The organism is Mycoplasma haliaeeti, from assembly GCF_048284645.1.
In the GTDB taxonomy this organism is placed as follows: domain Bacteria; phylum Bacillota_I; class Bacilli_A; order Mycoplasmatales; family Metamycoplasmataceae; genus Mycoplasmopsis.
In genome coordinates this window covers 19,474-28,490 of the sequence record NZ_JBLWAB010000010.1, presented here as the reverse complement: position 1 = coordinate 28,490, position 9,017 = coordinate 19,474, and the positions used below count along the sequence as shown (strand labels likewise).

Below are 9,017 nucleotides of genomic sequence, written 5' to 3'. Positions count from 1 at the left end.
ATTGTCCCATGATATTTGTACCATTTAGTTGTCCCAAATATCTTTATTGATTCGAGAGTAAAAAAAACAGCGGTGCCCTATTTTCACATCTCTGCTATCGTCGGCGCTAGAGGGCTTAACTACTGAGTTCGGAATGGTATCAGGTGATCCCCTCTGCTATAACCACTGGAAATATTATAACACCAATTATTTTTTAGCAAAATAATTTTTTAATATTTTTTCGTATTTAGCGAATTCTGCTGTTTGGTACTTTTGTAAGTAAATTGTACCTAATTTTTTAAATAAGATAATGTTTGATAATCTTTGGCCACCAATTTGTTGAAGTTGGTCAGCTGGAATGATGGCTGAAAGCTTTTTGTATTCTGAATCAACATCTTCTTGAGTAATAATGAAGTCAAATTTCTTCATTGCTAGAATAGTTCAGAAGTAGTTTTCGATTGTAGAAACTACAACTTCTTTTTTATCACCTTTAAATTCAGATGAAAATTCAAAGGCTTTAATATCATTTTCAATTAAATCTTCTGGAATTACAAGTTTACCTTTATTTGATTGTAAAATTAAGCTCATAATTTTTTCTCCGTAAGAGAAAATTTCATCATTTACTGTTTGAGCTTGTGTAACTTCAAAAATGTGAGCCTTAACATCAGCTAATGATTTAATGTTAGGAATATTAAGTAAGTGAACATTTAATTCAGTAATTGGCATTTCTTGGTATGAAAAAATCATTAATACTTCTAATTGGAATTTAGCTCCAAAAGCTTCAACTTCTTGAACTTGGTTTACTTTCAATCCAACTAAAGCTTGTTCAATTGGGTTTTTTGATTCTGCATTTGCTACAGCGTTATATTTTTCGGCTTGATCTGGAGTTTGAACTGGTCAAATCTTGAATTCAACATTGTCTCCAGCTTCAACAGTTTGCTTACTGCTTTCAATCTTAAATCTGTATTTTTGAATAAAGTTTTGAGTAAATAATTCAACTCTTTTTTCAAAATCAGATGGCATTTTGAATTCAATATTTGGATCAATTTCTAAATTGAATTGGTCAAGTTGGTCTTGATAGTAAGTTTTTAAATCAAAGCTCATAGCTTCAATGGTAAATTTAACATCTGAAGCAATAGGTAAGAAGTAAATTCTATCTTTGTATAAGTCATTGTTAGTTTGTAATTCTGTATTTCTATAGAAAGTTAAAATATTGTGAGCAGCTGTTTCTAAAATTAAAGCTTGTTCAATTTTTTGACCTTCTTTTTTATTTCTTTCAAGTTGACTTAATGCTTGGTGTTGTGCATTAATTCATTCTTCTTTGTTTATATCTATGTGTTTGGTTTCGAATTGCATTTGTCCTCTTTTCGTTGTAATAATTATATAGTAAAGTAACTAAATGAATAGAAAATTTAGCAAATAGGCACCTTATTTGCTTAATTAGATAAAAGTAAGATAACGTTAGAATTGCAATGCATTCTAAAAATTAAAAGTTATAATATAAATTATGAATGTTAACAAATCAAAAAAAGAAATTGCGCAAGCTCGTATTGTAGAATTAACTAGCTATTTAAATAAGTTAAATAATGCTTATTATAATTTAGATAATCCAATGGTAGAGGACTATGTTTATGACCAATTGCTCAGGGAATTAGAGGAATTAGAAATCAAGTATCCTGAGTTCATTTTACCTGAGTCTCCAACTAAGAAAATTGGTGGAGTACCTAGTTTAGATTTTAGTAAGTATACTCACCAAAAACCTATGCTGTCACTAGCTAAAGCATATACCTTTGAAGAAATTACAAAATTTGTTGATGATATTAAAGCAGAATTGCCTAATAAAGAAATCAGTTTTAATTTAGAGCCTAAAATTGATGGACTTTCTATCTCACTAATGTATCAAAATGGTCAACTAATTAGAGCTGTAACTCGGGGAGATGGAAAAGTTGGTGAAGATGTTACTAAGAATGCTATTTTAATTAGATCAATTCCAAAAAGCATCCCTTATTTAAATGATATTGAAATTAGGGGCGAAGTTTATGTAACTAAAGAAAAACTGATTGAAACTAATGCAATGCTTGAACAAGAATATGAAGAAAAAGTTGATGAATACTATAATATCAAGCTTCCTAAATATGAAAAAGACTTAGCTGCTGGCAAAAAAGCAACTAAGCCTATTGAACCTAGTGTGCAACAATTTGCTAATACCAGAAATATGGCAGCTGGAACCTTAAGACAAAAGAATTCACAATTATTACTGCAAAGAGACTTGCAAGTTCTTATGTATGATATAGTTAATCCACTTGAACATAATATTTTCCACCAAGATAAATTGTTACAATTTATCAAGGAACTTGGACTCCCAACTCATGAATATGGTTATGTAGAAACAAATGCACAAGGAATTATTAATCGAATTAATGAATTCGAAGCTTATAAAGATAAGTTTAAGTATGATTGTGATGGATTTGTTATCAAACTTAATCAATTGCAATATTGAGATGCTTTAGGAAAAACTGCTAAATTCCCTCGCTACGCAATTGCTTATAAATACAAAACTGAAGAAGCCTATCCTATAGTTGCAAAAATTGAAACAACTGTAGGGCGTACTGGAAAAATTACTTATGTTGCTGAGTTTGAAACTGCTGTTGAGCTTAATCAAACTATGGTTAAGAAAGCAACATTGCACAACTATGACTTTATCCGCAATTTACAATTAAACATCGGAGATCAAGTTGTGGTAATTAAATCTGGTGAAATTATTCCTAAAATAATTGATATGAAACAAAAAAACACTACAGATATCTTCCCTAAAACATTATATTGTCCAGCATGTGGAAGTGAACTGGTAGAAATGCCTGGAATTGTTGATCAATTCTGTGAAAATGATGATTGTGAGTCTAAGAAAATTAAGAAACTTATTCACTTTGTGTCAAGAAAAGCTCTTAATATTATGACTCTTGGGGATAAAATTGTTGAACTATTTTACGACAACAAATTTATAACTGATTTTGTTTCGATTTTCCACCTAGCTGACTTAAAAGAAACAATTATTCAAGGTAACTTCAATATTAAAGATAAGAAGATGGATAATATTCTAGAATCAATTAAAGTTTCTAAAAATGTTGAGTTATATAAAGTTATTTTTGGACTAGGGATTAAAAACATTGGACTAGAAGTTGCTAAATTAATAGCTAATGAAGTTAACTCCTTAACAGACTTATGTAACTATAACTTAGACTTATTAATGCAAATAAATACTATTGGGCCTGAAATCGTTGATTCATTAAAAAATTATCTAGCTGATGAAGAACATGTTAAAGAAATGCAAGCTTTAGATCAAGAATTGCACTATACTGTAGTTAAAAAAGAAACAACAGGCTTACTAGAAGGTCTTAGCTTTGTAGTAACTGGAAAAATGGCAGTTAGTCGTGAAGAAATGTGAGAAATTATTGAACATAATTCAGGTATTGTTCATAAGTCAATTTCTGGAAAAACTAATTACTTAGTCTGTGGTGAAAATGTTGGCGAAGTTAAAATAGAAAAGGCTAAAAAACTAGGCACAAAAATTATTTCCGAGGCAGAATTCTTTGCCTTAATTGACCAAAAAGCCTTGGAGCAATAATCAAAAGTACTTCTAAATAAAATAGAAGTATTTTTTAATATAATTCTTATATGAAAAAATATATATGACAAATGATTCTAGGAAGCAGTGCGATTATTGGACTAGTTCCAATTGCTAGTGCATGCGACCAACCATCTGCACTAGAAAAAGAAAAACAAGAAAAATATCAAGAGGCTGTGTCAGATTTAAATCTTCAAGCTAATATGCTTTCAGTCAGTGTAAAAACTGATGTTAATATGAAACAAACTTACCCATCACAAATTATTTTAGCTAACTTAGAAATCAATGGAGTTAATACTAAAGAATATACTTTACAGCTATCAGGTAGTTATAAAGGAAAAGCTTTAGGACTAGTAAGTGATGATCAAAAAGGAATTATTAAGCTAACTTTAGCTCTTATTAGTAAGGACTATACAGAACTTGGAAAATTAATTACTAAGGAAATGGGAGGTTTTAGAAAAATAGGTGATGTTATTGAACCACCTAAGCCTCAACCTAAACCAGAGCCTACTCCAACTCCTGAACCAATTAAGCCTACACCAAAGCCAAATCCGGTTGTTCCACCAGTAATTATTCCACCATTTAATCCAGCAGCTGCAATTATGCAAGCAAATAGTTATCCAGATTATGTTTCTAAATATAAAGCAGTTAATGCAGATGCTATGTATAAAGAAATTTGAGACAGAACATTTTCAATTCGTCCAGCAACATTAATTGATCCTAATGGAGAAAAGAGATTAATTGATGATCAAGGAACTGGTTGAGTGCTTGATTATCATAAGGTAGATGATAATCACTATAAGTTATTTATAGCAACTAACATGCACGTGCTAGGAAATTATGGCAATACCAATAATCCAGCTATTGATAAAGAGCTTAATTACAATGATCCAAGTGGAAATATCCCTGGAGGATTTGCTCTTGGAAAAAGCAATATGCCAACTTCATTTGATTCAATCGCTAATGAAAGTTGAAACCAAAACCTCAGTCAGATAGGTGGATACGTTAAATATTATGCTAACAATCAATTATTAACTACTTCAGATTATAGTTCGCTTAATAATACATCATATTCTGAAGCTTTTAGCAATCCTAAAGTATTATTTGCTGCTGTTGATTATATGGATCAAAGCACATATGATCAATTTGCTGATGCAATTAATACTAAATGAGCTGCCTTTAAGATTCAAAGACAAAAGGAACTTGATAATAGTTTAATGGATGAGGATACACGTAAGAAATATCAAAACTTTATAAATCAAAATCCAAGCAAAATACCTTTCTATACTGACTTTGGAATATTAGAATTAGATGTTGATCTTACCAAAGCAGATACTACATTAACAAATTGAATTAAACAAGCACTTAGTGCTGTTGATGCCTATGTTGCAAGAATGAAACTAAAACAAGCCTATCCAAATTATGATGCTAATAGTGCTACATATTTACCTACTTTAGATTACTTATCTAAAGGAAGAGATTTATCGCAAAACAATCCTGCCTATGGCACAGGCTTAAGTAATGCAAAAGACCTTTATATTGCAGGATATCCAAGAAATGAAATGAAGCTTACTTACTGAATGCAAAATAATCCATTAGAAAGATATAGTGATCAGATATTACCACAATATAACCGTAGAACGGGAGTAACTAATGGAATAGCTAATAAGAAGCTATTTAACTATGCAACTAATGATGCTGAATCACCAATTGAAACTGGAAACATTCAAATTTATTCAGAATTATGAAATAGACCATATGCAAGTTTTTATGGATTTAACTATAACATTAAGTTTTCATCCCTATACTATGGAGCTAGTGGTTCAATAGTATATAATGACTTTGGAGAAATAGTTGGTATCTATAATGGGGTTGATGCTAGTGTTCAATTTGGAAATAATATGTCATATGCAACATTTGCTCCTTTATTACAAACTGCCAATATCCCAGTAGCTGATAATAAATTTATTTATGGATATAACTTAATTGATAATACTGGATATGAACACCAAACTCGTTCATATCGTAGCAATTTAAAATTATTCTATCCAAATGGTTTTGATAATAATGGAAATAAGAAGACAGCTTTATTCCCTGAAGGATTTTAAAAAATAGCCAAGAGTGGCTATTTTTTTATGGGCAAATTGATTAATTGTTGTTTTTCTTGATTTCTCTAAGACGTGCTGATTTACCTTTACGATCTCTCATGTAGTATAATCTTTGTCTACGAACCTTGTTTGAACGAACTACTTCGATGTGTGCAATTAAAGGTGAGTGTAGAGGGAATGTTCTTTCAACACCAACTCCGTAAGAGTCTTTTCTAACTGTGAAAGCTTCTCTTGTACCTGATTCTTTTTTGCTGATTACTAAACCTTCAAATACTTGGATACGTTCTTTTTCACCTTCACGAATACGAACGTGAACTCTAACGTTATCACCTGTTTTGAATTCTGGTAAGTCTGAACGTAATTGTGACTTTTCAACTAACTCTAATAATTTATTTCTCATGTTTTATCCTTTCAATAATGTCAGGTCTATTTTTAAGCGTTTTCGCTCATTGAGCCTGAACTTTTCATTCTTCAATTTTCTTATGATCTCCACTGAATAATACTTCTGGAACTTTCATTCCTTTATACTCACGAGGGCGAGTATATTGTGGATAATCTAATAATCCAATACCTTGAAATGAATCATAGATATGTGATTCTTCTTTTATAACTCCAGGTAGTAGTCTAATAATACTATCAGCCATTACCATTGAAGGTAATTCACCACCAGTTAAGACGTAATCTCCAATTGACAATTCTAAATCAACTAAATCAACTACACGTTCATCAAATCCTTCATATCTACCTGAGATAAAAGTAATTTGATCATATTGAGTAAGCTCTTGAGCCATCTCTTGTGTAAATGTCTTTCCTTGTGGAGATACAAGAATTTTGTATCCACCACGATTTGGTAATGAATCTAATGCTAAGTCAATAGGTTCAACTTGTAAAAGTAACCCATGCCCACCTCCGTAGATTTCATCATCTACTTTCCGGTGTTTATCTTGACTAAAATCTCTAAAATCAACTACAGAAAAATCTACTAATTCTTTTTCTTTAGCTCTTTTAACTATACTTTCGTTTATAAAAGGTTCAAAGTAATTTGGAAATAATGTAAGAAAATTAATTTTCATTATTTTTTAAGTTCTAAAGTTAAATTGTGAGCTCTAAATAAGTTAGCTACTGTAACAGTTGGTTTAGCACCTTGTTTAATTCATTTTGAAGTTAATTCTTTATCTAAAACAAATTCTTTTGTTTTAGGGTTGTAGTATCCTAAAGCTTCGATAAATTTACCATCACGTGGAGCTCTTGCGTCAGCTGCAACAACTTTGTAAACTGGTCTGAATTTATCACCCATTCTTTTTAATCTAATTTTAACCATTTGTCCTCCTTAGGTGTCAAGCACTATTGCTTGACAGTTAATAAATATGAATATATTATAATAGAAACCAGAGGAATTAAAAATCTTTTTTAGGTTTTTTATTTAGCACCTATATTTTATAAAAAAGTAAATCTTAATGGTACTTTTTGATTATTAAATGAGAAAATGCATATTTTAGATACGAAGAATAGCGCTATACAATAGCGTTATATGATATACATCTGTATGAAAGAAATATTTTCATAAAAATGGCACCAAAATTCAGTCAAAATGAAAAAATATATTAGAATTAAATTAAGAAAATAATTTTTAGGAGTGAAATATGAAGAAAATTAAAACATTCTTACTTTCATTAGCTGGATTGTCTATTATTGCTATGCCAGTAGTAGCATCACAATGTAATGGAGAAACAAATAAAAAACCAGATGGTGATAAAACCGGAGGTACTACAACACCAGGAACTCAAAATGGTGGAAATACATCAGGAGCAGGAACTCAAAATGGTGGAACAACTACAACACCAGGAACAGGCAACCAACCAGGGGGAAATACTTCAAGTGAAGGGACTCAACCAGGAGGAACAACACCTGTAACTCCAGGAACAAGTACAACTACTGCGGATGCTGCCTTAACTGATGCTGGATTAAAAGATGGTAATAACCTATTTGAAATGATTCCTAATGCTGTGACACAAGATGTGATTAATAAATTAGAAAGTGCTAAAACAGTTTCATTTGACTATAAAAATAAAACTATAGCACTAAGAAGAAAAGAATCAGGATTCATAAAAACTAAAGATGCTTTTAATAGTGCTAAATTCCAACTTGCTAATGTTGACAAACCAACTTTTACAAGTAAAGGAAAAGAATATCCAAATGGAGATGTAGCTTGCACATTTGATAAGGCAACAAATACTCTTACAATTACATATAAGATTGCTGTTGTACAAGCTGACAAGAGCTTTAAATACAGCGATAAGGCCTATACGAGTACAATTAAACTAACAGTTTCCGAAGGTGCTGCAAATAATGATAATTCAGGCAACAATAACACAGTTGCTACAGGTGCAGAAGTTAATAATTTAGCTACAATAGCTGTTCCAACAGCTCAAAGCAAATATACATATAGATATGATAATACAAATGATTATTATGCAACAGCAAATGGAAAAAGTGGACTTGAATTATTAAATGCACTTCTTGAAATTCAAAAGAAACATTTAAATGGTATTAAACCTGCTGCAGCTGGCTACGATTATTTAAAAACTATATATGATAATTCAGATGCGTTTAAAGATAAGTACTATGAAAAAGATAATAGTATTTTAGACATTTATTCTGAAAAGCCTGATGGACAAGACCCTTATACTTATGCAACATATAAAGACAATGCAAAAGGTAGTGCAAAGGCAGAAGGTGAAGGAATGAACCGTGAACACGTCATTCCTCAAGCATGATTTAACAAGGATTTAAATATGCGTAATGATGCTCAATTTGTTTTTCCAACTGATATCAAGGTTAACGGAGAAAGATCAAACTATCCACATGATGATGTAACTCAAATTTCTGAAACATTTAAACAAGGAAGCAAATTAGGAACAAATAGCTTAGGAAAACCTGCAATGGAACCTCTTGATGCCTTTAAAGGTGACATTGCTCGTGCTTACTTATATTTCATGGTAACTTATAGAGATAGAAATATTGGAAGTTCATTATCTGTTTATAAAGACAATACAGTTGTTAAATTACTACCTCACTACTTAAATACATATCTAAACTGAGATATGAAAGATGTAGTTGACCCATGAGATGTTACAAGAAATAACGAAATAGCTAAAATGGAACAAATGCGTAATCCATTTATTGATTATCCAGACCTAGCAGATAGCTTATTTGGTAAAAATCCTAAGCCATTTGTAAATAAAGGTGTTCTAGTTGAAGCTATCTTAAATAGTAACAATTAGTATAAAAAATTAGCCAAATTA

General features: G+C 30.9%; 7 protein-coding genes and 1 rRNA gene. 3 read left to right on the top strand and 5 right to left on the bottom strand.

Annotated elements, in window-relative coordinates:
• Positions 1–64: 64 nt before the first annotated feature.
• Positions 65–170, bottom strand: a 5S ribosomal RNA gene (rrf, locus tag ACNQ2T_RS03030).
• A 16-nt stretch (positions 171–186) separates the two neighbouring features.
• Complete coding sequence (locus ACNQ2T_RS03025) at positions 187–1,335, bottom strand: trigger factor-related chaperone (RefSeq protein WP_418035945.1); 1,149 nt, start codon at positions 1,333–1,335, stop codon at positions 187–189.
• Positions 1,336–1,486: 151 nt separating this feature from the next.
• Between ACNQ2T_RS03025 and ligA the strand changes: the two genes are divergently transcribed.
• Complete coding sequence (gene ligA / locus ACNQ2T_RS03020) at positions 1,487–3,604, top strand: NAD-dependent DNA ligase LigA (protein WP_418035943.1); 2,118 nt, start codon at positions 1,487–1,489, stop codon at positions 3,602–3,604.
• Between the two features lie 50 nt (positions 3,605–3,654).
• Complete coding sequence (locus ACNQ2T_RS03015) at positions 3,655–5,712, top strand: MIP family Ig-specific serine endopeptidase (protein WP_418035942.1); 2,058 nt, start codon at positions 3,655–3,657, stop codon at positions 5,710–5,712.
• A gap of 40 nt (positions 5,713–5,752) precedes the next feature.
• On the opposite strand, the gene rplS is transcribed toward ACNQ2T_RS03015, so the two are convergent.
• Genes rplS through rpsP form a run of 3 tightly spaced genes read right to left on the bottom strand, consistent with a single transcriptional unit; the run spans position 5,753 to position 7,033 of the window.
• Positions 5,753–6,112: a 50S ribosomal protein L19 gene (rplS, locus tag ACNQ2T_RS03010; RefSeq protein WP_416755490.1), complete on the bottom strand. Its 360-nt coding sequence runs from the start codon at positions 6,110–6,112 to the stop codon at positions 5,753–5,755.
• Positions 6,102–6,785, bottom strand: a complete 684-nt coding sequence (gene trmD / locus ACNQ2T_RS03005; protein ID WP_416755491.1) for a tRNA (guanosine(37)-N1)-methyltransferase TrmD — start codon at positions 6,783–6,785, stop codon at positions 6,102–6,104. Before trmD ends, rplS begins: the two co-directional genes overlap by 11 nt.
• Entirely contained in the window at positions 6,785–7,033 is a 249-nt protein-coding gene (rpsP, locus tag ACNQ2T_RS03000; protein WP_416741744.1) for a 30S ribosomal protein S16, read from the bottom strand. Before rpsP ends, trmD begins: the two co-directional genes overlap by 1 nt.
• 322 nt (positions 7,034–7,355) lie before the next feature.
• Here rpsP and ACNQ2T_RS02995 point away from each other — a divergent pair, with 322 nt between their 5' ends.
• On the top strand, positions 7,356–8,996 hold the full coding sequence (locus ACNQ2T_RS02995) for an endonuclease (protein WP_418035940.1): 1,641 nt from the start codon (positions 7,356–7,358) through the stop codon (positions 8,994–8,996).
• Positions 8,997–9,017 lie beyond the last annotated feature (21 nt).